The organism is Microbacterium sp. PMB16, assembly GCF_051294855.1.
Lineage (GTDB): Bacteria > Actinomycetota > Actinomycetes > Actinomycetales > Microbacteriaceae > Microbacterium.
In genome coordinates this window covers 3695602-3719583 of the sequence record NZ_CP145908.1, presented here as the reverse complement: position 1 = coordinate 3719583, position 23982 = coordinate 3695602, and the positions used below count along the sequence as shown (strand labels likewise).

The following is a 23982-nucleotide window of genomic DNA, read 5'->3' as shown; positions in this document are numbered from 1 at the left end:
GTCAGTTGGACTTCGCCGTGATCCACACGGTGATGGCGACGAGCGCGCCGATGCCGAAGATCCACACGAACAGGCCCTCGGAGACCGGTCCCAGTGATCCGAGCGAGAAGCCGCCGATCTGCACGGACTGCTGCTGGTAGAGCAGGGCCGAGATGATGTCGCGCTTGTCCTCGTCGGACAGGTTCATGTTGCCGAAGACCGGCATGTTCTGGGGGCCGGTGACCATCGCGGCGTACATGTGCAGCGCGCTGGTCTCGGTCAGGGCCGGAGCGTACTTGCCCTCGGTCAGCGCCCCACCCGCGGCGGCGACGTTGTGGCACATCGCGCAGTTCACGCGGAACAGCTCGGCGCCGTTCGCGACGTCGCCTTCACCGTCCAGGATGTGGTCAGCGGGGTAGGTCGGACCGGGAGCGACCGACTGCACGAAGGACGAGATCGCGAGGATCTGCTCTTCGGTGAACTGCGGCTCCTTCTGCGGCGCCTGCGGTCCCTGCATCTGCAGGGGCATGCGGCCGGTGGAGAGCTGGAACTCGGTGGCCAGCTCGCCGACGCCGAAGAGGCTCGGCCCGTTGGCCGTTCCCTGCAGGTCGAGGCCGTGGCAGGTGGCGCAGTTCGCCTTGAACAGCGTCTGGCCGTCCTCGACCGTCAACTGCGTCGACGCGGTCGGCGTCTCGGTGGCCGCGAACGCGGCTGAGGCACCGGCGTACACGGCGCCGGTGATCATGAGGCCTGCTCCGATGAGCGCGGCCGCCGCCAAAGGGCTGCGACGACCGCCAGAACGGCGCTTCTTCTCTCGTGCCATCTCGGGGATCAGCTCCGCTCTTATTTCAGGAAGTAGATAACGAGGAACAGCACGATCCAGACGACGTCGACGAAGTGCCAGTAGTAGGACACCACGATCGAGGACGTCGCCTCTTTGTGCCGGAAGTTCTTGACGGCGTATGCGCGCCCGATGACGAGCAGGAACGCGACGAGCCCGCCCGTGACGTGCAGGGCGTGGAAGCCGGTGGTCAGGTAGAACGCGGAGGCGTACGAGTCGGCGTTGATCGGCATGCCTTCAGCGACGAGCTGCGCGTACTCCCACACCTGGCCGGAGACGAAGATCGCGCCGAGGGCGAAGGTGAGGAAGAACCACTCGACCATGCCCCAGCCGAACAGGCGACGACGGCCGGTGCCGTTCTTCTGTCCCTTGGCGAGCCGGTACGGCTGCAGGTCCTCAGCCGCGAACACACCCATCTGGCAGGTGAACGAGGAGAGCACCAGGATCGCGGTGTTGACTGCCGCGAACGGGACGTTCAGCAGCTCGGTCCGGTCGGCCCAGAGCTCGGGGGAAGTGCTGCGGAGCGTGAAGTAGATCGCGAAGAGTCCCGCGAAGAACATCACCTCACTGCCGAGCCACACAATGGTGCCGACAGCTACCGGGTTGGGCCGCTTGATAGTTCTCGCCGCCTGGGCATACGTCGCTGAGGTCGTCACCCTTCCATTATGGCCGATCCTCGGGGATGATTCTCGCACCAGGGGGCCTCGTTTTGCCCCTCTGCGACTTAGGGGACCCTAAGAAAACGCTGCGAATAGCCGGTGAATCCGCGGGAAACAGCGGATGGTCTTTCGACGCGCGCGCGTCAGGATCGATCTGCACGTTTTCTCGTCGCCGATAGGATCGCACTCATGGCTGATTCCCTGACCTGGTCCGACGTGCTCACCTCGCTGTTGGAGCGCCGTGATCTCAGCGTGTGGGAGTCGACATGGGCGATGCGTCAGATCATGCAGGGCGACGTCACCGAAGCGCAGCTCGCCGGGTTCCTCATCGCCCTGCGGGCGAAGGGAGAGACGATCGACGAGATCGTCGGCTTCCGTGACGCGATCCTCGAAGCGGCTGTCCCTCTGCCCGTCTCCCCGAACGTGCTCGACATCGTCGGGACCGGCGGCGACCGGGTGGGAACGGTGAACGTCTCCACCACGGCGGCGATCGTCATCGGTGCGACCGGCATCCCCGTGGTCAAGCACGGCAACCGCGCGGCGAGCTCTGCGTCGGGTTCCTCCGATGTCCTCGGCGCGCTCGGCTTGGAGCTCTCGCTCGACCCCGCCGCCGTGGCATCCATCCTCGATCGCACCGGCATCACGTTCGCGTGGGCGGGAGCTTTCCACCCGGGCTTCAAGCACGCGGGCGCCGTGCGCGCCGAGCTGGGCGTACCCACTGTCTTCAACATGCTCGGCCCGCTCTGCAACCCGGCGCGTGCGGAGGCGAACGCGGTCGGCGTCGCCCAGATCGAGCGCGTGCCGCTGATCACGGGTGTCTTCCGCACCCGGGGAGCGACCGCCCTGGTCTTCCGCGGCGACGACGGCCTCGACGAACTCACGACGACCGGTCACAGCCGCATCTGGGAGGTCACCCGCGGTGACATCCACGAACATGACCTCGATCCTCGCGATCTCGGCATTCCCGTGGCGGACCTCGCCGATCTGATCGGCGGTTCGCCGCAGCACAATGCCGAGGTGCTCCGTCGCACGCTGGCGGGGGAGACGGGGGCGGTGCGCGACATCGTGCTCCTGAACGCCGCCGCCGGCATCGTGGCGTTCGAGCTCTCGCAGGATGCCACTCAGGTGCAGCGTCCGATTCTCGAGCGTCTTCGCGAAGGATATGAGCGAGCATCCGCCGCCTTGGACGAGGGGCGCGCGCTGGCGAAGCTCGACGAATGGATCGGCGTGAGCCGCGAGTTGGCCTCTGCCGGGGACTGACATGGATCCCGTCGACGCCCTGCTCGAGATCGCTTCCCTGTTGGAGCGGGAGCGGGCGTCGCGCTATCGGGCGAAGGCGTTCCGGCAGGCGGCGCAGATCCTGCAGGATCTCCCGGATGACGTCACCGCCGACCCGACGCGCCTGCGCGCAAGTAAAGGAATCGGAGAGTCGACGTTCGCCGTGATCCGACAGGCACAGGCCGGTCAGGTGCCCGACTACCTCGTCGAGCTGCGCGGCGATGTCGAGCCGGAGATCGTGTCTGAGTTGCGCGCGAAACTGCGCGGCGATCTGCATGCGCACACCGACTGGTCGGACGGAACCACGTCGATCCCCGTGATGGCGGCGGCTGCGCGGGCTCAGGGCCACGAGTACCAGGCGATCACGGATCATTCGCCACGCCTCCGCGTGGCGCGCGGGCTGTCTGCGGAGCGCTTGCGTGAGCAGATGCCGTTGGTGCGGGCGGAGTCGGGGGACGGCTTCACGCTGCTTGCGGGTATAGAGGTCGACATCCTCGATGACGGTGCGCTCGATCAGGAGGACTCGCTGCTCGCGGAGCTCGACATCGTCGTGGCATCCGTGCATTCCAAGTTGCGAATGGACTCGCGGCCGATGACCGCGCGGATGATCGCTGCGGTGTCGCATCCCCGGGTGAACGTCCTGGGGCACTGCACGGGCCTCGTCGAGGGGAGCAGGGGCACGCGTCCGCAGTCGACGTTCGACGCGGCCGCCGTGTTCGCCGCGTGCGCCGAGAACGGCGTGGCCGTGGAGATCAACTCGCGCCCGGAGCGACAGGATCCGCCGGATGAGCTGATCGCGATCGCGCTCGAGGCCGGATGCCTGTTCTCCATCGACTCAGACGCTCATGCGCCGGGCCAACTCTCTCTGTTGGATCACGGTGCTGAGCGCGCCGAGCGAGCCGGGGTCCCGGCGGCTCGGATCGTCACGACCTGGGGTCTGGAGCGGCTGCTCGCCTGGGCGGAGTGAACGTCCTCGATGGACGGTCGGTCGGTCAGTCGGTTATTCAGCCGCGAGGGCGGCGTTCGACACAGCGTTGACGGCGCGGGTCATCGAGGACCCGAGGTTCCACTTGTCGGCGAGGGCTGTGGCGGCATCCGCCTCGGCCGGGTCGAGGACGTGCAGGGGGACATCGGGGGCGGTGATAGGCAGCGAGGTGGCGACTGCGACGACCGTCGGCGCGACGTCGAGATAGTCGGATGACGCGAGGATCTTGGCTCGGACGCCGGCGCTCATCCCTTCTCCGGCGTCGGCAGCCGCGCGGATGCCTTCCAGATCGGCGTGGGCCTGCAGCAGGGTGGCGGCGGTCTTGTCGCCGACACCGGCGACTCCCGGCAGTCCGTCGGACGCGTCGCCCCGCATGGTGGCGAAGTCGGCGTACTGCGACGGGAGGACTCCGTACTTCGCGACGACTGTCGCGTCGGTGACGATCTCGAGGTTGCTCATGCCCTTTGCGGTGTAGACGACCCTGACGTCGCGGGCGTCGTCGACGAGCTGGAACAGGTCGCGGTCACCGGTGACGATGTCGACCGGCATGGTGGCGTTGGTCGCGAGCGTGCCGATCACGTCGTCGGCTTCGTGCTCGGCCACGCCGATGATCGGGATGCCGATGGCGGCGAGCGTCTCGCGGATGAGGGGGATCTGCGCCTCGAGCGGGTCGGGCACCTCTTCGACGTCGGGCCCGGCGGGGACGACCTCGACGACGCGGTGCGCTTTGTAGCTCGGGATGAGGTCGACGCGCCACTGCGGACGCCAGTCGTCGTCCCAGCAGGCGATGACGTGTGTGGGCTCGTAGAGCGTGACGAGCTTGGCGATGATGTCGAGCAGGCCGCGCGCGGCGTTGATCGGGGAGCCGTCGGGCGCCTTGACCTTGTCGGGCACGCCGTAGAAGGCGCGGAAGTAGAGACTGGCGGTGTCGAGCAGCATGAGGCGGTCGGCGCGAGGCATGGACTCAGAGTAACGACGACCGCTCGCCGGTGACGACTACCCGGCAACCTCGATGTGGAGGAGTCTCGGGTCTGGGAGCTCATCAGGGGAGACATCGGTGTTGGGAACGTATTCGATGCCGCCGAGCCATCGCCCTTCGGTGTACAGGAACAGGCCGCCGGTTTCGTCACCCGGAACCCACGCGTTCACGTGGATATGCAGACCGGGAGGTGTCGGAGGGTGAACGAAATCGATCGACGGGCAGCCACAGTCACACATCCGCGCGACTTGGGCGTTCTCCGCCTGCTGCCGCAGATCGGATGCCGCGGGGAAGTCTTCCGAGAGGAGGGCATCCAGCACGGCGCGCTCCCGGGTCGTCAGGGGACGAGGGAATTGCTGTGCCGCGTTCATCGGTCACCGGGCATGAGGCGGTCGGCGCGGAGCATGGACTCAGAGTAGAACGACCGGCGTCCGCGATCAGCAACCCGGAGCCGTGGGTTGCTCGGAGCACGTGCGTGCCACGAGCGCGGTGTGGGCTTCGAAGATGCGGATCTGCTGGGTCGGGCCGTCTATCGCGAGTTCGCCGGGGACCACGAACCAACCGCCGCCGAGATCGACCTCGGCGGAGTAACGGACGGAGACGCTCGCATCGTAGGAGCCGCGTTCTCGGTAGGTGTGGCTGGTATCGGTCGGGGTGAAAGGAGCCTGCCCGAGTGCCGACCAGGTCTGCCCGCCGGCGCGCGTGGAAGCCGTGTCGCCGTCGCCGTAGTGGAAGTCGTAGCCGATCGGGGTGAAGCGCACAGTGAGGGGAGCGCCGAACAACGCGCCGGTTCGGGTGTGAGCGGATGCCGCGGCGACGAAGTTCGTCGGCATTCCTGCGACTCCCAGATTGTCGGGTTCGCCGGTGGCGGCGACCGGTTGAGGAGCGAACTGTGCGAGATCGGTGATCGTGATGGCCGGAGTAGCGGCATCTTCCTCCGTCGCCTCCGCGGGCTCCTCGTCGGCTCTCGCCCGGAAACACTTCCGAGGGTCTTCCCACTGGGTGAGGCATTCTTCGAAGTTGAACTCCTTGGCTGGGGAGCGGGGAGGAGAGTCTGGGGTTTTGACTGGATGACCGCGGCCGTTGGTGCCCGGGTCCGTGCGTTCCTCCGTGAACGTGAGTTCATCTCCGGAGTTGTTCACGCAGAGCCCCGCGAGGTGGGCGTCAAACGAGCAAGCCCCACTCTGCGGAACGGGGACAGCTCCGAGGCTCAATGTCGCAAGCATGAGGACAGCGATCCTGAGGTGCCGGCGTCTTAGCACGATGAAGTCGCTTCAAGACGCGAGTCGGATATCAGAAAGCGACCCTCGATCCACAACATGGTGACGGCGAGCGACGAACTGGCTGGCCGTGTTGACGGCGTCACGTCTCTGCCGCTCTCGTCTACCAGACGCGTGTCGCTTGCGTCGATGCACACGACAGCATCGACGCGGTTTGGCTCTGCCTCGAAGTCAACCCTTTCGCCTCGAAACGTCTCGACGAATGCCTCGCCTTCCAGATGTAGACCGTTCTCCCGAAACAGATTGAGCGTTGCGGTGTCAGCGTCCTGTGCTGCGCCCATCAGATAATCGCGAGGATCGGGACTATCGGATCCAGCAATTCGCTGGTTCCCGGCTTCGTTGTACGCCCGGTACGTCTCCTCGGCCGCAGCGAAGGCCTCCTCTTCCGACGCGAATGCCGCGGTCGGTGTCGGCGTCGGTGTCGGCGTCGGTGTCGGCGTGGGGGAGCAGCCGCTGAGTGCGAGGGCGCCCAGCGCGAGCACCGCGAGAGTACGAGGGAGTTTCACCCGGTCACGGTAACCCGATGCGGCTGATCGCCGTTCGAGTTATCCACAGGCGAAACAGTCCGCAACCTGGATCCCACCGGCATCCGTACTTCTGATAACCTGAGTTGTCACTCGTGGCGTGCCTACGCATGCCCTCGTGGCAACTTCACCAAAATCCAACTGCTGAGATGCATGCAGTCGGCCGTGCGCGGTCTTTGCCTCTCAGCCTGAGACTCCATCCAACAAGGACAACCCACTACATGACTACCGCAACGACCGCCCCGGCCACCAAGCAGGTCGCCATCAACGACATCGGATCTGCTGAGGACTTCCTGGCCGCGGTCGAGAAGACCCTGAAGTTCTTCAACGACGGCGACATCATCGAAGGCACGATCGTCAAGATCGACCGCGATGAGGTTCTGCTCGACGTCGGATACAAGACCGAGGGTGTCATCCCCTCGCGTGAGCTCTCCATCAAGCACGACGTCGACCCCAACGAGGTCGTCAAGGTCGGCGACGAGGTCGAGGCTCTTGTTCTCCAGAAGGAGGACAAGGAAGGCCGTCTGATCCTCTCCAAGAAGCGTGCTCAGTACGAGCGTGCCTGGGGAGACGTCGAGAAGATCAAGGAGAACGACGGCGTCGTCACCGGTACGGTCATCGAGGTCGTCAAGGGTGGACTCATCGTCGACATCGGCCTCCGTGGCTTCCTGCCGGCCTCGCTCATCGAGCTGCGCCGCGTCCGCGACCTCACGCCGTACCTCGGCCAGGAGCTCGAGGCCAAGATCCTCGAGCTCGACAAGAACCGCAACAACGTCGTGCTGAGCCGTCGCGCTCTGCTCGAGCAGACGCAGTCCGAGTCGCGTACGACCTTCCTCAACAACCTGCACAAGGGTCAGGTTCGCAAGGGTGTCGTCTCCTCGATCGTCAACTTCGGCGCATTCGTCGACCTGGGCGGCGTGGACGGCCTCGTGCACGTCTCCGAGCTGTCCTGGAAGCACATCGAGCACGCCTCCGAGGTTGTCGAGGTTGGCCAGGAGGTCACCGTCGAGATCCTCGAGGTCGACCTCGACCGCGAGCGCGTCTCCCTGTCGCTGAAGGCGACGCAGGAGGACCCGTGGCAGGTCTTCGCCCGCACCCACGCGATCGGACAGGTCACGCCGGGTAAGGTCACCAAGCTCGTTCCGTTCGGTGCGTTCGTTCGCGTCGCAGACGGCATCGAGGGCCTCGTCCACATCTCCGAGCTCTCCAGCAAGCACGTCGAGCTGGCCGAGCAGGTCGTGTCGGTCGGCGAAGAGGTCTTCGTCAAGGTCATCGACATCGACCTCGAGCGTCGCCGCATCTCGCTGTCGCTGAAGCAGGCCAACGAGTCGGTCGACCCCAACGGCACCGAGTTCGACCCGGCCCTGTACGGGATGCTCGCCGAGTACGACGAGAACGGCGAGTACAAGTACCCGGAGGGCTTCGACGCCGAGACCGGCGCCTGGAAGGAAGGCTTCGACACCCAGCGCGAGGCATGGGAGCAGGAGTACGCTGCAGCCCAGGCTCGCTGGGAGGCCCACAAGGCTCAGGTCACCAAGGCCGCAGAGGCCGAGGCAGAGGCCGGCGCCGACTTCGGCGGCCAGGTCTTCTCGAGCGAAGCCACCGGTGCAGGCACCCTGGCCGACGACGAGGCACTCGCGGCTCTCCGCGAGAAGCTGTCGGGCGGCAACGCTTAAGCATCACGCTCTGAAACGGGCCGTCACCTCACCCTCGGGTGGGCGTGGCGGCCCGTTTCGCGTCCCCGGGAAGTCGCGCAGAGCCGTGCGTGACCGAACATTACGACGGCATTCGTAACAATCGGAGTGCTCAGCCAGCATGGGGATATGACTGCCCTGCTCCCTCCGTCGCGCGTCGCGAACGCACCGACGCCCGCCGGCGCGGCGCAGGCCGTGCGGCTCGAGGGCATCGAGCGCTCCTTCCCGCTCGCACAGGGGAGCCGCGCCGTCCTGCGCGGCGTGGACGTCGATATCGCGGCCGGTGAGATCGTCGCGGTCGTCGGCCCGTCCGGATGCGGCAAGTCCACCCTGCTCCGCCTCGTCGGGGGACTCGACGCTCCGACGCACGGCAGCATCCGCCTCGACGGAACCGGCGTCGCCGATGTCGACGAGCGCACCGCCAACGCCTTCCAGGAGCCGCGCCTCCTGCCCTGGCGCACCATCGCCCAGAACGTCGAACTCGGCCTTCCCCGCGGCACAGCGCGCCGCGCCGGTCGGGAGCGCGTGAGTGAACTGCTGCACCTCGTCGGCCTCGAGCACGCCGCGGACCAGCGTCCGCGCGAAGTCTCCGGCGGTATGGCGCAGCGCGCCTCCCTGGCGAGAGCGCTGGCGCGCAACCCCGGAGTGCTCCTCCTCGACGAGCCTTTCGGTGCTCTCGACGCCCTCACCCGGCTCCGCATGCACGATCTGCTGCTCAAGATCCATGCCGCCGAGCCCACCACCATCCTCCTCGTCACGCATGACGTCGAAGAGGCCCTCTACCTCGCCGATCGCGTGCTGCTTCTCCGCACGCTCACCGGCGACACCGGCGACGCCGAGCCCTCGATCGCCCGAACGGTCGCCGTGCCCGGCATCCGCCCCCGAGACCGCGCAGATCGCGGTCTCGCCGACCTCCGCGCCGAGCTCCTCGAAGGGCTCGGTGTGGACACCCATCACCGCATCACCGAGGAGACCCGATGAGCACCATCACCCGCCGAATCATCCCCGCGATCGCCATCGCCGGGACGATGATGCTCGTCGCGACCGGCTGTGTCGCCGGAGAGAATGCCGACGCGTCCTCCGACGGGGACAGCAAGCCTGCGGCAGGGGAGTGGTCATCCGACACGCTGTCCATCGACTTCGCCACCTACAACCCGCTGAGCCTCGTCATCCGCGACCAGGGCATCCTCGAAGAGATCCTCGGCGACGACGTGAAGGTCGAGTGGATCCAGTCCGCCGGCTCCAACAAGGCGAATGAACTGCTGCGTTCCGGCTCGGTCGACGTCGGCTCCACTGCCGGTTCCGCCGCACTCCTCGCCCGCGCGAACGGCTCACCGATCCAGGTCATCGACATCTACTCGCAGCCCGAGTGGGCGGCGATCGTCGTCGGACCCGACAGCGACATCACCTCGGTCGAAGACCTGAAGGGCAAGTCGGTCGCCGCGACCAAGGGCACGGACCCGTACTTCTTCCTGCTCCAGGCGCTCGAAGAGGGTGGGCTTTCGCTCTCCGACGTCGAGGTGCAGAACCTGCAGCACGCCGACGGCCGGGCCGCGCTCGACGGCGGTTCGGTGGATGCATGGGCCGGACTCGACCCGATCATGGCGGCAGCCGAGGCGGAGTCGGGCGACAAGCTCATCTACCGCAACGTCGACTTCAACTCCTACGGCTTCCTCAACGCCACCGAGGAGTTCATCACCGACCACCCCGACCTCGCGCAGGCCGTCGTCGACGCCTACGAGCAGGCTCGCGAGTGGGCCCTCGAGAACCCCGACGAGACCGCGGCTCTGCTCGCCGAGGTCGCGGGCATCGACATCGAGGTGGCGACGACCGTCATCCAGGAGCGTTCGAACCTCGACGTCAGCGGCGTTCCCGGAGACGATCAGCTCGCGGTGCTCCAGAAGATCGCTCCGGTCCTCGTCGACTCGGGTGACGTGCAGGGCGGAAAGGCCTCCGTCGACAAGGCGCTCTCCTCGATCGTGAACTCGACGTTCGCCGAGAAGGCGGTCGGCGGCGAGTGACCGTTCCCGACCAGCGGGTCATCATCCCGGCGGATTCCCGAGAGGCTCTCGACTTCGCGAAGGGGATGCGGCGGCGCCCGGATGCCGGAGCGCGTCGCGCCTGGGATCGGCCGGCTGTCCGCATCCTCGGCGGCCTGCTGCTGCCCGTCATCATCATCGTCACCTGGCAGGTCGTGACCATATCCGGCTTCGTCGAGCCCTATCGTCTTCCTGCTCCCGCGACGGTGTTCCTCGCCGGCGTCGAACTGGCCGAGAACGGGCAGCTGTGGACCCATATCGCGATCTCCGTGCAGCGCGTGCTGCTCGGCTTCGCGATCGGCTCGGTGATCGGGCTCGCGGCCGCCGGGCTCGTCGGGCTCTCCAGACTCGGTGACGTGTTGCTCAGCCCGACACTCGCCGCCGTCCGCGCGGTGCCGTCGCTCGCCTGGGTGCCGCTGCTCATCCTGTGGATGCAGATCGGGGAGGAGTCGAAGGTCACGCTGATCGCGATCGGTGCGTTCTTCCCGGTGTACACGACGGTCGCGTCGGCGCTCCGGCACGTGGATCCGCACCTCGTGGAGGCCGGGCGGTCGTTCAGCCTGCACGGCTGGTCGCTGTTCCGCACGGTGCAGCTGCCGGCCGTCGTGCCGTCCGTCGTCTCCGGGCTGCGGCTCGCGCTCGCGCAGGCCTGGCTCTTCCTGGTCGCCGCCGAGCTCATCGCCTCGTCGATGGGCTTGGGATACCTGCTGACCGACTCCCAGAGCAACGGACGAGTGGACCGCATCCTGCTGTCGATCGTGCTGCTCGCCCTCCTCGGAACGATCACCAACGGCATCCTCGCGCTGGTCGAGAAGTACCTGCTCCGAAAGTGGGCGTGACAGTGACGGAAGCCCGGCTGCAGGAATCGCGCGTCTACCCGGCACCCGCCGGCTTTGCGGCGCAGGCGAACCTCGGCGCTGAGATCTACGATCGCGCGTCCGCCGATCCGACCGCGTTCTGGGAAGAGGCCGCGCGCCGGCTGGACTGGTTCGCGCCGTGGCACACCGCTCACGAGTGGGAGCCTCCGCTCGACGATGCGGTTCCGGCTGCGCGGTGGTTCGTGGGCGGAACCCTCAATGTGGCCTACAACTGCGTCGACCGGCATGTCGCGGCCGGTCTCGGTGACAAGGTCGCCGTGCACTTCGAGGGGGAGCCCGGCGACCGGACCTCTGTCACCTACGCCGATCTCCAGCGTCGGGTGTCCCAGGCGGCGAACGGGCTCCTCGCGCTCGGCATCCGTCCCGGCGATCGCGTCGTGATCTACCTGCCGGTGCTCGTCGAGACCATCGTGGTCACGCTCGCCTGCGCGCGGATCGGCGCGGTGCACTCGCTCGTGTTCGGCGGGTTCTCGGCCGAGGCGGTGCGCTTCCGGCTGCAGGACACCGGGGCCAAGCTGCTCGTCACGAGCGACGGGCAGTTCCGCCGTGGCACCGCCACCGAGGTCAAGTCCACTGCCGACGTCGCCGCCGCCGACCTGCCCGATCTCGAGCACGTGCTCGTGCTGCGGCGTACCGGCCAGGACGTGCCGTGGACCGAAGGACGCGACGTCTGGTGGCACGACGTCGTCGACACCGCGTCGACGGAGCACGAGGCGCAGCCGTTCGACGCCGAGCATCCGCTCTTCATCATCTACACCTCGGGGACGACCGGGAAGCCGAAGGGTCTCGTGCACACCTCGGGCGGCTATCTCACGCACGCGAGCTGGGCGCACTGGGCGCACTTCGACGCCAAGCCCGACGACGTGCACTGGTGCACGGCCGACCTCGCGTGGGTGACCGCTCATACGTACGAGATCTACGGCCCCCTGTCGAACGGGCTCACCCAGGTGATCTACGAGGGGACGCCGGACACCCCGCACAGGGAGCGGCACCTCGAGATCATCGAGCGTTACGGGGTGACCGTGTACTACACGGCGCCCACGCTGATCCGCACCTTCATGACCTGGTTCGGCGCCGACGTGCCGACCGGGCACGACCTCTCCACCCTGCGCCTGCTGGGCACGGTCGGCGAGGCGATCAACCCGGAGGCCTGGGTGTGGTTCCGGCGCAACTTCGGCCGCGACGAGCTGCCGGTCGTCGACACCTGGTGGCAGTCCGAGACGGGTGCCGCCATGATCGCCCCGCTGCCGGGCGTCACCGCTCTCAAGCCGGGCTCGGCGACGGTTCCGCTCCCCGGCATCGATGTCGCCGTGGTCGACGACGACGGCGACGAGGTGGCTCCAGGCCGCTCGGGCACCTTGGTCGTGCGTCGCCCGTGGCCGGGCATGGCGCGCACGGTGTGGGGCAACCCGCAGCGCTACCGTGACGCGTACTGGTCGGCGTTCGCCGGCCACGGGGACTTCGGCGGGTACTACGTCGCCGGGGACGGCGCGACCCGCGATGCCGACGGTTACATCTGGATCCTCGGGCGCCTCGACGATGTCGTGAACGTGTCCGGTCATCGCCTCTCGACCATCGAGATCGAGTCGGCGCTCGTCGCGCATGACACCGTCGGCGAAGCCGGATCGGCCGGAGTCGCCGACCCCGTCACCGGGCAGGCGGTCGTCGCCTTCGTGACGCCGTCCGGAAGGTCCGAGGTCACGCCGTCGGTACTCCGCGCGCAGGTGGCGCATGCCATCGGGCCCGTCGCGAAACCGAAGCACGTTGTCGTCGTGCCCGATCTGCCCAAGACGCGCTCCGGCAAGATCATGCGCCGGCTGCTCGCGCAGCTCTGGGAAGCGGAGCAGGATCGGCGCGCCGGCCGCGAACCCGAGGCGCTCGGAGACACCACGTCATTGCAGAACCCCTGGGCCGTCGCCGACATCGCCGACGTGCTCGCCACGGCCGAACTCTCACCGCAGTCGAACTGAGGACACCATGACCGAAGAACACCGTTTCGGGTTTCGCACCAGGGCACTCCACGCCGGTGGAACCCCCGACGCCGCGACCGGTGCACGTGCTGTGCCGATCTACCAGACGACCTCGTTCGTCTTCGAAGACGCGGCTGATGCCGGCAACCTCTTCGCCCTGCAGAAGTACGGCAACATCTACTCGCGCATCGGCAACCCGACGGTGGCCGCGCTGGAAGAGCGCCTCGCCTCGCTGGAAGGCGGGATCGGCGCCGTCGCCACCGCATCCGGGATGAGCGCGGAGTTCATCACGTTCGCCGCCCTCGTCGGCGCCGGCGATCACGTGGTGGCCGCCGCGCAGCTCTACGGCGGCACCGTGACGCAGCTCGATGTGACGCTGCGGCGCTTCGGCGTCGAGACCACCTTCGTGGCTTCGACCGACCCCGCCGACTATGCGGCGGCGATCCGACCGGAGACCAAGGTCGTCTACGTGGAGATGATCGGCAACCCGTCCGGCGAGATCGCCGACATCGAAGGGCTGGCCGCGGTGGCGCATGAGGCCGGCGTGCCGCTGGTCGTCGACGCGACGCTCGCGACCCCGTACCTCGCCCGGCCACTCGAGCACGGCGCCGACATCGTGATCCACTCGGTGACGAAGTTCCTCGGCGGCCACGGAACGACTCTCGGCGGCGTGGTCATCGAGAAGGGCACGTTCGACTGGGGCAACGGCAAGTTCCCGCAGATGACGGAACCCGTCGAGTCCTACGGCGGCATCAAATGGTGGGACAACTTCGGTGAGTACGGCTTCCTCACCAAGCTGCGCTCCGAGCAGCTGCGTGACATCGGACCGGCGCTGAGCCCGCAGTCCGCGTTCAATCTGCTGCAGGGCATCGAGACGCTGCCGCAGCGGATCGACGCCCACCTCGCGAACGCGCGGATCGTGGCCGACTGGCTCGCCTCCGACCCCCGAGTCGCGTACGTCACCTGGGCGGGACTCGACGGGCACCCGCACCGCGAGCGTGCCGCCAAGTACCTTCCGCTCGGTCCGGGATCGGTCTTCGCCTTCGGCGTCGCGGCCGACGACGGGCGCGCAGCGGGGGAGACCCTCATCGAGAATCTGCAACTCGCCTCGCACCTCGCGAACATCGGGGATGCGCGTACGCTCGTGATCCACCCGGCATCCACGACGCACCGACAGCTCACCGAGGAGCAACTCGTCGCCGCAGGTGTACGACCGGACCTCATCCGCATCTCGGTCGGTCTGGAAGACGCGGAAGACATCATCTGGGACCTCGACCAGGCCCTCACGACCGCGACAGGAGCGAACCGATGAGCGCGACGAACACCCCGGCAGCGGACGCCTGCGCTCTTCCCGCCGTGGCGGATGCTGTGGCGTGCGCGCTGCCGGGAGCCGTTGCCGTCGATCCGGCGCGCACCTGGGTCGGCCCGTCGCAGTCGGATCGCTTCGGGCTGCTGCGCCGCACGAAGTCGGTGGCGATCGTCGGCGCGTCGAACAACCCGGCGCGGGCGTCCTTCTTCGTCACGACGTACCTGCTGTCGAGCACGGCCTACGACGTGTACCTGGTGAACCCGCGGGAGACGCAGATCCTCGGTCAGCCCGTGTACGCGTCCCTCGCCGATCTCCCGGTCGTCCCCGACATCGTCGACGTGTTCCGGCGACACGACGACCTGCCCGGAGTCGCTCAGGAGGCGATCGACGTCGGAGCGAAGGCACTGTGGCTCCAGCTCGGCTCCTGGAACGAGGAGGCCGCCGCGCTCGCGGAAGCCGCCGGGCTGTCCGTCGTCATGGACCGCTGCATCAAGATCGAGCACGCGCGCTTCCACGGTGGACTTCATCTGGCGGGCTTCGACACGGGCGTCATCAGCTCGCGGCGGCAGCTGCTGTCGCGGTGATCCTCGGGCATCCGGAACTCTAGACTGGCCGTATGCCCCTCATCGCGCTCACCGGTGGCATCGCCTCCGGGAAGTCGACCATCGCCCGGCGTCTGGCCGAGCACGGCGCCGTCATCGTCGATGCGGATCAGATCGTGCGCGACGTGCAGGCACCGGGATCCCCGGTTCTCGAGCAGATCGCGCAGACGTTCGGCAGCGGCGTCATCGCTGCGGACGGAGCGCTCGATCGAGCCGCGCTCGGAGCCAAGGTGTTCGGCGACTCCGCACTCCTGAAGCAGCTGAACGCGATCGTGCATCCGGCCGTGCGCGCGGAGTCGCAGCGCCGGTTCGAGGCCGCCGCGGCCGCGGACCCGCGGGCCGTGGTGGTGTACGACGTTCCTCTGCTCGTCGAGGCCAGGGTCGACGATCCGTGGGACACGATCGTCGTCGCGCACGCGCCGGTATCCGAACGGCTGCGGCGTCTGGTCGAGTTGCGCGGGATGGATGAGCGCGCCGCACAGGAGCGAATCGACGCGCAGGTCTCCGACGAGAAGCGACTCGCGATCGCCGACGTCGTCATCGACACAGCAGGCTCCCTCGATGCGACGCATACTCAGACAGATGCGCTCTGGGAGCGTATCCGCCCCCGGTGAACGAACCGCACGATCGGTCGCTATTCCGTACGGCGACTCTCTTGCCGCGCAGATGAGGCAGAGCACTACGTAATTCCGACACAGATGATCTGCGTCGCCAGATGGCATCGCGATGATGGTAAAGCATCAATCGTTCCGGCGAATCTGTCGGATGTCTCAGGAAAGGAAGAGAAATGCTCGGCATCTTCTTCGGCTGGTTCATCTCGCTTTTCTAAGCGGTGGTGAGCGTGGGGGCACGACCCTCTGACACAGAATGCGCCTGAGCTTGCCGCTCAGGCGCATTCTGCGTCGGTGCCAGATCATCGTCGCACCCCCGACGGGAGCGGATGACTGTGGTGTCAGTCGGAGGGAGCTGTTCCGTTGACGTGGATCTCCGTGATGGATCCTGCGCCGGTTCCGCCGTTGGCTGAGGTCGATCCGCCGATGAAGACCAGGCGGTAGTACTGGTAGGCGGTGGTGACCGGGGGGATCTCGATGTTCGAGGAAACGGAGAGTGCCACGGGGGCAGTGAGATCGGTCCAGGTTCCGTCGGCTTCCTTCGCCTGCAGGATCCAGTTGCCCAGTGATCCGGCGCGGCTCTGCCGCCAGTATCCGGACAGGGTGACGCTCTCAGGGACCAGGGGAGCGGCAGACGCGAACTCGATGAGGGTCTTCCCCGGAGTGAAGTCGATGGAGTCGCCGGAGAACTTGTAGCGGATGCCGGTGTCGCTGTAGGCGCTCGTCGTGTTTCCGTCGCCGAGACTCGTCGGCCCGTCGCTGCTGCTGAAAAGACCGACGCCGTGACCGGCGGATGTCACGACTCCCGCGTCTCTTCCGCTGACGCGGATCTCTGAGATCGCTCCGGCGCCGCTGCCGCCGTTCGCCGACGTGGCGCCGCCGACGTACAGGAGGCGGTAGTGCCGATAGGCAATCGTGCCAGCGGGGACGCTGATCGACGAGGCGGTGGACAGGGGCTGCGGCGCGGTCAAAGTGATCCACGTGTCGGTGTTCCGCGCCTGCACGATCCAATTGCCCAGCGCGCCCTTCTCTCGCGCCTGACGCCAGTACCCGGCCAGCGTGACGCTCTGCGGAATCACGGGCTGGTCGAGGTCGAAGTCGATGTAGCTCTTGTTCGCGACGAAAGCGATTCCGCTGCCGGTGAAGTTGTACCGGATGCCATTGTTGCCGTACGCGGTCGTGGTGTTGCCGTCGCCGATGCTGGCAAGGCCATCCGATCCAGCGAACAGGCCTGAGCCGAGGCCCACCGCAGTGGCCGCGGGCGAGATGACCGTCGAGTCGGTGGCAGCAATCGCGGGGACTGCACCGCCGATCAGCATGGCTCCGATCAGCGCTGCTCCCGCCGCGCAATGCAGCCGTCCGCGCGAACGTGAGAAGGCAGGGGTGCCGCGGGTGAGTTCGTTCTTCATCAGTCGTCTTTCGTGTGGGTTGTTCCGTTGGCGGGTGGCCACCGGTGGAGGTGCTTGTGCCCCTTCAAGGGGACAAGCAAGTCTTTGTTGCGTCTGCCGACCTCGTCGCCGTTCTCGAAGGGAGTACGAACGCTGTACCAGGAATTGCGTAGTGCACGGGATTCGCTGACGGGGTCGACGGGTGATTCATCGGAAGGCCGGGGCGGACTACGCAGTGCGCCTGCGCATACGACGCAGAAGCCCGACAGGATTCGCGACGAGAGCGCCTCCGGCGAGGACCGCGAGAACGCCCGCCAGAGCGAACGGGAGCGTGTCGCCGGCTCCTGTCGTCGCGAGCGCGGCAGTCGTGGAAGGCAATGATGGGGAGACGGTGGCTGAGTCGTGCAGCCGAACTGGAGCGACGGTATTCGTGCTGTCGTCCGCGGCTGAGATCCGGGTTCCGATCTTCGACTCTGCGGGCGGTCGTCCGACCGGCGATGACGGAGTGGCTTTCGAATCCTTCTGGGACACGATGTCTGTGTTCTGGGGCGAGGTCTCGGGGCGCTTCGGCGGCACTCCACTGGAGGGCGTCGAGTTCGTGATCTCCGTCGGTGCGCTTCCTGCGCCGGAGACAACCGTTGATTCGACGGGTGCGCTCAGGCCGCTGAGTCGGATCTCTGAGATCGCACCGGCACCCCTGCCGCCGTTCGACGCGGTGCTGCCGCCGAGGTAGAGCAGGCGGTAGTGGTCGTAGGCGATCGACCCCGTCGGAATGGTGATCGTGGAGGTCGTGGAGAGAGACTGCGGAGTCGTCAGCGTGACCCAGTCGCTCGTCGTGGTCCTTGCCAGCACGCTCCAATCACCCAGGGAGCCGTCTTCTTGCTGTCGCCAGTATCCGGACAGCGAGATCTGCTGTGGGATGACCGGGCTGGCGGCGTCGAAGTCGATGAAACTCTGATTCGCGACGAGGGCGATACCGCTTCCGTTGAACTGGAAGCGGATGCCGTTGTTGGTGTAGCTGCTGTCAGCGTTGCCGTCGCCGATGCTGGAGGGGCTGTCGCCGATGTACAGGCCGACACCGGTGCCCACGGTCGTCACGGCGGGGGAGGCCGGGGGAGGGCCCTCGGCCGCATGGGCTGTGTCAGTGCCTGCCAAGAAGAGGGTACCGATGAGCGCGATTCCCATCGCACAATGCAATATATTGCGGCGCCCCAATATATTGCGGAGGTGCAATGTAATAAATGGACGCGGCGCTATTTCTTTGGTGGTCATCTTTCGTCTTCCGTATATAGTCGTTTCGCTGAGAGGCGGTAGACGTCTACCTTTCCAACGCGCTGACACACGTATCCATCCGTTTGCCCGCAATATACGTAGGGATCAGGACGAGCTGCGTGCTGCCCGCCGGCAGGATTCGATGTACGCAGGTGCCTGAACCTGATGCGAGACCGGAGCGATATGTACAATGCACCGCCAGAACCGCCGTTCGTGCGCCACGCGGAGTTGGGACTGGTCCGGAATCTCCTGGACAACGGTGCGCGGCACGTCACGCTCCGCAGTCGGTTCATGTCCACGATGCGACACTTCCTGGACAACCTCGAGGCCGACTCCGCCGACAGGGGCTGGAATTGTCTGCGCATCCGAGGTTCGGCGCCGTTGCGTTCCGTTCCCTTCGGGGCCCTCTCGCTGTCCGGCCTCGAGTTCCCGCGAGATGGCCGCACAGGAGCTGCCGTAGCGGAACTGGTGGAGCAGATACGCGAGCGCCTTCCGCGCCGCGGGCTTCTTCTCATCGATGCGGTCGGAGCACTCGACGAGCTGTCGTTCGGCGTGGTCTCCGCAGTCAACGAGAGGCTGCGTATACCTCTGGTGGTCGGCGACGTGCGTGCGCGCGGGCTCACCGCGCTGGCTGATCGCTCGCATGTGGCGGGCATCCCGTATCTTGTCGAGCTCGCGCCCCTGGGATATCGCCAGATCGAGAAGCAGATTCATACCCGGCTCGGCGCGCCAGTCGAGGAGTCCACGATGAGCGAGATCTTCGCGATGTCGGGGGGCTACGCCGAGATGGGTGTCGCGATCGTCGAATCGGCGCGCGCGGAAGGCACACTGGCGCTTGTCAACGACGTGTGGTGCGCCAAGGCGTCGCTCTGGTCCGACCTTCTCGTCGGCTTGATGGCAGAACTGCTGGTCGACGTCAGTCCGGAAGAGCGGGATGTCCTGGCTCTGCTGTCGATCTCGACGATCATGGACCAGCAGTCCCTCCTCAGCACCATCGACCGCACGCTTCTCGAACGGCTCGAGTCGGCAGGGCTGATCGAGCCACGCTCCATCGACGGCACCGATACGTTCGTGGTCTCACCGCCTCTGCTCGCCGAGCACTTTCGCCATAAGCTGGCTCCTCTCGCGCGTGGCCGCCTTGCGGAGCACCTGCAGGATGCGGATGTCACGCCGTTCGCCGGGCCGAGCGTCGTGGTTCCCGAAGCCGATCACATCGACGCGATCTCCGTCCGTGTCCTGCACGAGGTCATCCGTTCCCGGTCGACGGTGGCGCGCAGCGATTTCGTCGCGCAGCCCACGGTCGCCAATGCCCTGACCTACCTCCGCAACCTCATGTCGGCATCCGTGGAATGGTCCGACGTCGTCTTCATCCTCAAGATGGTGGAACCTCTCGGTTCGGATGCCGAAAGCGCGGAATTCCTCATACTCACAGCGCATGCCTTCGCGCTCGTGCGTGCCGATGTCACTGAGGCTCTGGAGATGCTCGACGCGGGGGAACCGGAGTTCTCCGCAGATCTCGCGCCGCTCTTCGCGGTGGCCCGCGCCGACATCAGCATCCGCACGGGAGACCTCAACGCCGCAGCCGGGATGCTCGCTCTCGACCTCAACGACTCGCCGGGATGGGTGAACGACTCCGTGTGGGAGTCGCGCGCCTATGTCGCTGCGGGAATGGCCGACTTCGAAGCTGCGCGCGTCGCACTCGACGCGCATGCGCGAGCGGGTCGGACGCTCTCGAGTAGAGGTGCCGTGGCGGAGGTTCTGACCCTCATCGGCGAAGGGAACGTGAGCGAGGCCGAGCGGAGATCGCGCGTGGCCTTCTCTCGCGCGCGCCGCGATGCCGACCCCATCGGCCTGTGGCGGACGGCTTATGCGGTGACGGCTGCGCAACTCGTCCAGGGGCGTTTCGGAGGTTCTATCTCGCTGCTCAACTCCATCATCGCGCTCGGCTCGCCCCCGCACATCTGCGAACCGGAGGCGAGCGGGATCTTCTCCGCCGCCGAAGTCATCGCCGAGCGCACCGGGAAGTCGCTCGCCTCCCTCGTGCAGATCCGCGGGGAGGCGCTCCGACACCGGGTGGGAGGCCTCTTCCCGGGAATGGATCAAGCCTGGGTCTCGGTCTCGCGGGTGAGTCAGCGTCGCGGCGAGGTCGACCGATCCGTCTGGGATGAAGCGGTCAGCCTGTTTCGTCGTGGTGGACGCTTCGCGGGCGTCATCACGATGATGACCGCTCTCGGGACCACGACGGAGCAGGACCGAGTCGACGAGTTCAGGTCGTTGACGGAAGGTCTGGCATCGCCGTTCATACAAGCATGCGTGCGCTACGCGGTGGCGGTCGCGACCCGTGACTCCGCGCTCGCTCTCGCCGCGTCGGACGGCTTGCGAACCATCGGATGCTACGGCCTGGCATTCGACGCCGTCGCGCGTCTCGCTGAATGGGCGGACGCCGCCGCAGACGCCGACACTGCGTCACTCGCTCGTCAGATCGCCGGCGAGATCGAGCTCGCCGCCAGCGTCTATCTCGGCGATCTGCGAGCGCGGTCGCGATCCGCCTCCTTGACACGACGCGAGGAGGAGGTCGTCCGCCTCGTTCGTTCCGGGCTCAGCAACCCGGAGATCGCGCAGCGATTGCACATCAGTGTTCGCACCGCGGAGACCCACGTCTACCGCGTGATGCGAAAGCTCGGCCTCGACAGCCGTGCCGATGCCGTCGGCGCCCCGTGACCATGCGCACAGGGGCCGGACGACGCTCCGCCATACGTAGATCCCGACGTATTCTCGGTGCGCGCAAGGGGGATGTACGTCCATCGGGGCCCTGACCTCGTAGGGGGTCGCGCGTGGCAGCGACGATGGACGCCGCGTACTCGGCAGCATCGGACTGTGTGAGGCGCACACCCCGAAAGAGAATCCATGTTGATCAAGAAGACGCATCCTCCACGCACGCTCTGGCTGGCCGCACTCGCCGTGCTCGCCGCATCGGCGGCCCCCCTTGCCGGTGCGACGGCAGCGAGTGCTTCCACGCCCTGCTCGGCCTCCTGGTCGGCGGACACGGTCTACGTCGGAGGTGAGACGGTCGCCATCGACGGCAGCAACTACACCGCGCAGTGGTGGACGCAGAATGAAGACCCTCGGAAGGCTTCGGGAGATGACGGCAGTGGAATGCCGTGGAAGCCTCAGGGTGCCTGCTCCGGCAGCGTAGTCGTGGTTCCCCCCGTTCCGGCGCCCGTGCAGACTGCTCCGGTCGTCACGCCTCCGGAGGTTCCCTCGACGCCCGCGGACAGCACCCCCGCCGGCGTCGTTCCCGACAAGCCTCGCCCCGCGGAGAAGCCGGGTCAGACGAGCACGCGTTCGGCGGCCGACTTCTCCTTCAGCCCCTACAAGGACATCACGCGGCATATGGACTGGAACACGAACGACCTCCAGTCGGCAGCATCCGGTTCGGTCAAGCCGCTGACCGGCGCAGGCTCGACGTTCGCGGATGTGCCCGGTCTGAACTCGCTGACGTTGGCCTTCGCCACGGGCTCGTGCGCGAATGAGACCTGGGCGGGCGTCGACAAGGCCGCGATGAAGGCCCAGGTGGCCAAGCTCTCCGCAGCCGGTGTCGACTACACCATCTCGACCGGCGGCGCCGCGGGTGCATTCACGTGCGCGTCGCAAGCGGACTTCAACACCTTCGTCAACACCTACGCAGGCCCGCATCTCCGTGGCATCGACTTCGATCTCGAAGGCGGCCAGACGGCGTCCCAGGTCGAGAGCCTCGTCGCTGTCGCCAAGGGCGCCGAGGAAGCGTACCCGAACCTGCGCTTCTCGTTCACGATTGCGACGCTCGCTGCGAGCGACGGGTCCTTCGGTGGCGTGAACGAGCTCGGAGCGCAGTCGATCAAGGCCATCGAACGTGCCGGCCTGAAGAACTACACCATCAACCTGATGACGATGGACTTCGGTCCGGCGAGCGCGGGCAACTGCGTCGTTGTCGGAACCCGCTGCGACATGGCCGCCTCGACGATCCAGGCCGTCAAGAACCTGCAGCACACGTTCGGGATCGACGCCAAGCGCATCGAGGTCACCCCGATGATCGGCGTGAACGACGTCACTGACGAAGTCGTGTCGATCAAGGACATCGCTGTGATCGCGGACTACGCGAAGAAGAACCTTGCGGGCCTCCACATCTGGTCGCTGGACAGGGACACGCCTTCTGCGGTGGGCGCTGTCAGCGAGACCGGATCGGGCACTGCGGAGCCGGCGCTCGCCTTCACGAAGCGCATTCTCTCCATTCTGTGATCTGATTCGGGAGCGCTGATAGCGCAGAGCCCGAGATCAGAGACGTCGGGCCCGGTGCGGACGTATGATCCGTCACCGGGCCCGATCCGTCTGCTGGCAGTTCGTGTCGGATGACGCCGTGACCGCGTCGGCGGCGAGCCGACCGCGGTCACGCAGCCGGGGTCGGAATCTCCCGTCGTTTTCGGAGTCGTCTGCGCCTGACGAGGACGATGACCAGTACGACGAGTCCGAGCAGCAGGAGCCCGGCGAGGATCGGCACTATGAGGGCGGCCGCCGCCAGGGCGAACGAGGCCCCATCCTCGGCGGTGCTCAGCACAGGAGCCGCCAGTCCACCGGTGGTCGCGTTGGCGGCGAGTCGGGCGCCTGCCTTCAGCACGTGCACCACGAGCGCGATCGCGACGCCGGCGACGACCGGCACCCACGTGTTGTCTGTGAAGAACGACGACGGATCGTCGACGGCGATGGTCTGCGCTCCGGAGCCTGCACCGAAGGCGACTCCGCCCGCGGCCGGCCGGATGATGCTCTGGATCACGTCGTTCACCGAGTCGAGCGCGGGGATCTTGTCCGCGACGATCTCCAGGGCGAGCAAGGCGCCGATGATCCACAGGGCGATGTCGCTGGAGAGCCAGGACCACCCGGCGGGGAGGACCATGGCCGGCAGCAGTCGATCGGCGATCCCGAGCAGGAACAGCGGCATCCACGCGTTGAGGCCCGCAGCGGCGGCGAGGCTGGATCCGATGACGAACTCGATCACGTCCTCACTTTATGCCCAGATGACGCTGATATTCTGATATGAGACGTGGGGACGTCCAGGGGAGGGTCTGCTGGGGATGAGTTCCGCGTCGGGGGAGTCATCATGGAGCAGAAGAAGAGCTCGGGAATCTCGCGCCGGACAGTCGTCAAGGCCGCTGCCTGGTCCGTGCCGGTGATCGCCGTCGGAGTGGCGGTACCGCTTGCGGCCGCCAGCGGGGGCGTCGTCAACAACGCGGCGAACTATTACTGGGATGCGGAGGCGCAGGGTGACTTCACGACTCTCGTCGCCGCGCAGGACGGGTTGAAGGCGACCTTCAGCACGCAGATCAGCTACCGGGCGGACCCGTGGGTCAACCCGCCGGCCGCTGCCTCGCTCGTCGTCGTCGTGACCTTCAGTTCGCCCGTGACTCTCGATGCCGGCTCTGCCCTCGGCGGCTGGAGTGCCTCGCCTGCCGCGGGCAGCACGGCGTCCTCCTTCACGTTCATCGGCACGCCGTCCGGCTTCGGCGGCGCGCTCACCTTCAACATCGTCGGCTCCGTACCCGGCGCTCTCACCTCGACGGCGACGATGAGCCTGCTCGACGGCGGAATGACGACCTGGGCGCGGGAGTCCTCCGCGGAGACGGCCACGCTGATCGCCTGACGGCCTCGATGTCGGAGGGG

22 protein-coding genes are annotated in these 23982 nt (G+C 67.0%); 13 read left to right on the top strand and 9 right to left on the bottom strand.

Translation table 11 applies throughout. The annotated features are described in order from the left end of the window. Position 1: 1 nt before the first annotated feature. Both qcrC and ctaE read right to left on the bottom strand, forming a co-directional pair. Positions 2-802: a cytochrome bc1 complex diheme cytochrome c subunit gene (gene qcrC / locus V5D55_RS17915; protein ID WP_435745646.1), complete on the bottom strand. Its 801-nt coding sequence runs from the start codon at positions 800-802 to the stop codon at positions 2-4. Between the two features lie 20 nt (positions 803-822). Beyond that, positions 823-1476 carry an aa3-type cytochrome oxidase subunit III gene (gene ctaE / locus V5D55_RS17910; RefSeq protein WP_435745643.1) on the bottom strand — a complete coding sequence of 218 codons (654 nt, stop codon included), beginning with the start codon at positions 1474-1476 and terminating at the stop codon, positions 823-825. A gap of 192 nt (positions 1477-1668) precedes the next feature. On the opposite strand from ctaE, the gene trpD reads away from it, so the two are divergent. Both trpD and V5D55_RS17900 read left to right on the top strand, forming a co-directional pair. Then, positions 1669-2739 carry an anthranilate phosphoribosyltransferase gene (trpD, locus tag V5D55_RS17905; protein ID WP_435745640.1) on the top strand — a complete coding sequence of 357 codons (1071 nt, stop codon included), beginning with the start codon at positions 1669-1671 and terminating at the stop codon, positions 2737-2739. Position 2740: 1 nt separating this feature from the next. Beyond that, complete coding sequence (locus V5D55_RS17900; RefSeq protein ID WP_435745637.1) at positions 2741-3724, top strand: PHP domain-containing protein; 984 nt, start codon at positions 2741-2743, stop codon at positions 3722-3724. Between the two features lie 33 nt (positions 3725-3757). Here V5D55_RS17900 and V5D55_RS17895 read toward each other — a convergent pair whose 3' ends face one another. The 4 genes from V5D55_RS17895 to V5D55_RS17880 form a co-directional block, all read right to left on the bottom strand. Then, positions 3758-4702, bottom strand: a complete 945-nt coding sequence (locus V5D55_RS17895) for a 5'-3' exonuclease (protein ID WP_435745634.1) — start codon at positions 4700-4702, stop codon at positions 3758-3760. Positions 4703-4738: 36 nt separating this feature from the next. Next, positions 4739-5041 (bottom strand): hypothetical protein, encoded by a 303-nt coding sequence (locus V5D55_RS17890; RefSeq protein ID WP_435745632.1) that lies wholly within the window; start codon positions 5039-5041, stop codon positions 4739-4741. Positions 5042-5158: 117 nt separating this feature from the next. Then, a complete protein-coding gene (locus V5D55_RS17885; protein WP_435745629.1) occupies positions 5159-5554 on the bottom strand; it encodes a hypothetical protein in 396 nt (131 codons plus the stop codon). A gap of 422 nt (positions 5555-5976) precedes the next feature. Further along, positions 5977-6507, bottom strand: coding sequence for a hypothetical protein (locus V5D55_RS17880; RefSeq protein ID WP_435745626.1), 531 nt, complete (start codon positions 6505-6507; stop codon positions 5977-5979). Positions 6508-6746: 239 nt separating this feature from the next. On the opposite strand from V5D55_RS17880, the gene rpsA reads away from it, so the two are divergent. The 8 genes from rpsA to coaE all read left to right on the top strand — a co-directional run bounded on the left by rpsA (position 6747) and on the right by coaE (position 15631). Continuing rightward, positions 6747-8201 carry a 30S ribosomal protein S1 gene (gene rpsA / locus V5D55_RS17875; protein ID WP_435745623.1) on the top strand — a complete coding sequence of 485 codons (1455 nt, stop codon included), beginning with the start codon at positions 6747-6749 and terminating at the stop codon, positions 8199-8201. A 147-nt stretch (positions 8202-8348) separates the two neighbouring features. After that, positions 8349-9200, top strand: coding sequence for an ABC transporter ATP-binding protein (locus V5D55_RS17870; RefSeq protein ID WP_435745621.1), 852 nt, complete (start codon positions 8349-8351; stop codon positions 9198-9200). Further along, on the top strand, positions 9197-10240 hold the full coding sequence (locus V5D55_RS17865; RefSeq protein ID WP_435745619.1) for an aliphatic sulfonate ABC transporter substrate-binding protein: 1044 nt from the start codon (positions 9197-9199) through the stop codon (positions 10238-10240). The genes V5D55_RS17870 and V5D55_RS17865 overlap by 4 nt, the downstream gene beginning before the upstream one ends. 65 nt (positions 10241-10305) lie before the next feature. After that, positions 10306-11097, top strand: coding sequence for an ABC transporter permease (locus V5D55_RS17860; protein ID WP_435749335.1), 792 nt, complete (start codon positions 10306-10308; stop codon positions 11095-11097). Beyond that, on the top strand, positions 11088-13106 hold the full coding sequence (gene acs, locus V5D55_RS17855; protein ID WP_435745617.1) for an acetate--CoA ligase: 2019 nt from the start codon (positions 11088-11090) through the stop codon (positions 13104-13106). Before V5D55_RS17860 ends, acs begins: the two co-directional genes overlap by 10 nt. A gap of 7 nt (positions 13107-13113) precedes the next feature. After that, positions 13114-14418: an O-acetylhomoserine aminocarboxypropyltransferase/cysteine synthase family protein gene (locus tag V5D55_RS17850; RefSeq protein WP_435745615.1), complete on the top strand. Its 1305-nt coding sequence runs from the start codon at positions 13114-13116 to the stop codon at positions 14416-14418. Beyond that, positions 14415-14999, top strand: coding sequence for a CoA-binding protein (locus V5D55_RS17845; protein WP_435745613.1), 585 nt, complete (start codon positions 14415-14417; stop codon positions 14997-14999). The genes V5D55_RS17850 and V5D55_RS17845 overlap by 4 nt, the downstream gene beginning before the upstream one ends. A 32-nt stretch (positions 15000-15031) precedes the next feature. Next, positions 15032-15631: a dephospho-CoA kinase gene (gene coaE / locus V5D55_RS17840; protein ID WP_435745611.1), complete on the top strand. Its 600-nt coding sequence runs from the start codon at positions 15032-15034 to the stop codon at positions 15629-15631. A 338-nt stretch (positions 15632-15969) separates the two neighbouring features. Here coaE and V5D55_RS17835 read toward each other — a convergent pair whose 3' ends face one another. Further along, complete coding sequence (locus V5D55_RS17835; RefSeq protein WP_435745609.1) at positions 15970-17037, bottom strand: hypothetical protein; 1068 nt, start codon at positions 17035-17037, stop codon at positions 15970-15972. Between the two features lie 207 nt (positions 17038-17244). Further along, complete coding sequence (locus V5D55_RS17830) at positions 17245-18171, bottom strand: hypothetical protein (RefSeq protein ID WP_435745606.1); 927 nt, start codon at positions 18169-18171, stop codon at positions 17245-17247. Between the two features lie 408 nt (positions 18172-18579). Here V5D55_RS17830 and V5D55_RS17825 point away from each other — a divergent pair, with 408 nt between their 5' ends. Together V5D55_RS17825 and V5D55_RS17820 are read left to right on the top strand one after the other, a co-directional pair. Then, positions 18580-21009: a LuxR C-terminal-related transcriptional regulator gene (locus V5D55_RS17825; RefSeq protein WP_435745603.1), complete on the top strand. Its 2430-nt coding sequence runs from the start codon at positions 18580-18582 to the stop codon at positions 21007-21009. Between the two features lie 186 nt (positions 21010-21195). Continuing rightward, on the top strand, positions 21196-22566 hold the full coding sequence (locus V5D55_RS17820; RefSeq protein ID WP_435745601.1) for a carbohydrate-binding protein: 1371 nt from the start codon (positions 21196-21198) through the stop codon (positions 22564-22566). 148 nt (positions 22567-22714) lie between these two features. Here the strand turns inward: V5D55_RS17820 and V5D55_RS17815 are convergent, their stop codons facing one another. Next, positions 22715-23320 carry a DUF4126 domain-containing protein gene (locus V5D55_RS17815; RefSeq protein WP_435745599.1) on the bottom strand — a complete coding sequence of 202 codons (606 nt, stop codon included), beginning with the start codon at positions 23318-23320 and terminating at the stop codon, positions 22715-22717. Positions 23321-23422: 102 nt separating this feature from the next. On the opposite strand from V5D55_RS17815, the gene V5D55_RS17810 reads away from it, so the two are divergent. Continuing rightward, complete coding sequence (locus V5D55_RS17810) at positions 23423-23962, top strand: hypothetical protein (RefSeq protein WP_435745597.1); 540 nt, start codon at positions 23423-23425, stop codon at positions 23960-23962. Positions 23963-23982 lie beyond the last annotated feature (20 nt).